At 74.3% G+C, this 1,266-nt stretch carries 1 protein-coding gene; it reads left to right on the top strand.

Going from position 1 to position 1,266, the window contains the following annotated elements:
• The first annotated feature begins 298 nt into the window (after positions 1–298).
• Positions 299–1,111 carry a metallophosphoesterase gene (locus ACTS11_RS04995; protein WP_442639243.1) on the top strand — a complete coding sequence of 271 codons (813 nt, stop codon included), beginning with the start codon at positions 299–301 and terminating at the stop codon, positions 1,109–1,111.
• Positions 1,112–1,266: the final 155 nt, after the last annotated feature.

The raw sequence follows: 1,266 nt of genomic DNA, 5'->3' as shown, positions 1-1,266 counted from the left end.
CGGCGTCGTGCCCGGCATCTGGTCGCGCTGGGCGCGCAGGCTCGGCGAGGGGGCCACGCCCGTCGGCGCGCGCTTCGCCGTCGGGGGGGCGTGGAACCAGTCGATCCTCTTCCATATCCCGGCCGAAGCGCCCGGGGACGCGCCGGGCGGGCGTTGAGGCGCGGCCATCGCCGCTTCGGGCCGTGCCGCCTCTGGCCTTCGCGGGCGGAACGTGCATCTTCGCACCCGTAGCCGACCCGGACGTGTTCCCGGACACGGCCCCGCGAACCCTGTGCCCCATCCTGCGGAGAGCCGTCCGATGTGCCGCTTCCTTCATGTCACGGACATCCACGTCACGGCGGGTCGCGACCGGCCGGAGGAATCCCTCGCCGCGCTCGACCGCGTCGTCGCCATCGCGAACGGGTTGCGCCCGCCGCCCGATTTCGTCGTGCTTTCGGGCGACCTCACCGACGAGGGCGACCGCGAGAGTTACGCCGCGCTCTCGGCGCGCCTCGCGGCGCTGGAGGCCCCGGTCATCTTCGCGCTCGGCAACCACGACGACCGCGCGGCCTTCCGCGAGGTCTTCGGCGGGCACCCGGGCGCAGCCGACGCGCCCCTCGACCACGAGAGCCTCATCGGCGGCGTGCATGTCGTCGTCCTCGACACCTCCGAGCCGGGACGGGTGAGCGGGACGCTCGAGGCAGGGCAACTCGAGTACCTCGCCGCGGCCCTCGACCGGAATCCGGGGTTGCCGAAGGTGCTCGTGATGCACCACCCGCCCTTCCTCGAGCCCGGCGCCGGGCGGAGATGGTCGCAGCTCGGCGCGGAGGATACCGACAGGCTGGCGCGGACGCTCGCGGGCCGCGAGCTCACCCTGATCGTCTCGGGTCACGTCCACCTCGACCGGCTGAGGCTCTGGCGCGGCGTGCCGGTCGTCTCGACCGCGGGGCTCTTCGCCGCGTCCGATCCGACCGCGCCGGAGACGGCGGAGGATGCGATGCGCTTCGTGGCGGGCGCGAGCTACGCGCTCTGCGACCTGCGCGACGGCGGGCTCGACGTGACCTTCCTGCCCTTGTCGGAGCGGGAGACCCTGCGCGTCGTTCCGGGCAGCGTGATGCGCGCGCTCGCCTGAGGGGTCAGCCCTCGCGCGCGGGCGGGGCGAGGCCGAAGACCTCGGCGGCGCTTTCGCCCGCCGCGAGGCGCCGCTCCCACGCCTCCTCCTTCGCGGCCTTGGCCGGAACCTTACCCACCGCGAGGGCGCCGCCCTAGTCGCCCGCTGGATCGATG

Source organism: Roseicyclus sp. (assembly GCF_052168335.1).
Classification (GTDB): Bacteria; Pseudomonadota; Alphaproteobacteria; order Rhodobacterales; family Rhodobacteraceae; genus Roseibacterium.
This window is presented reverse-complemented; position numbering and strand designations above follow the sequence as displayed.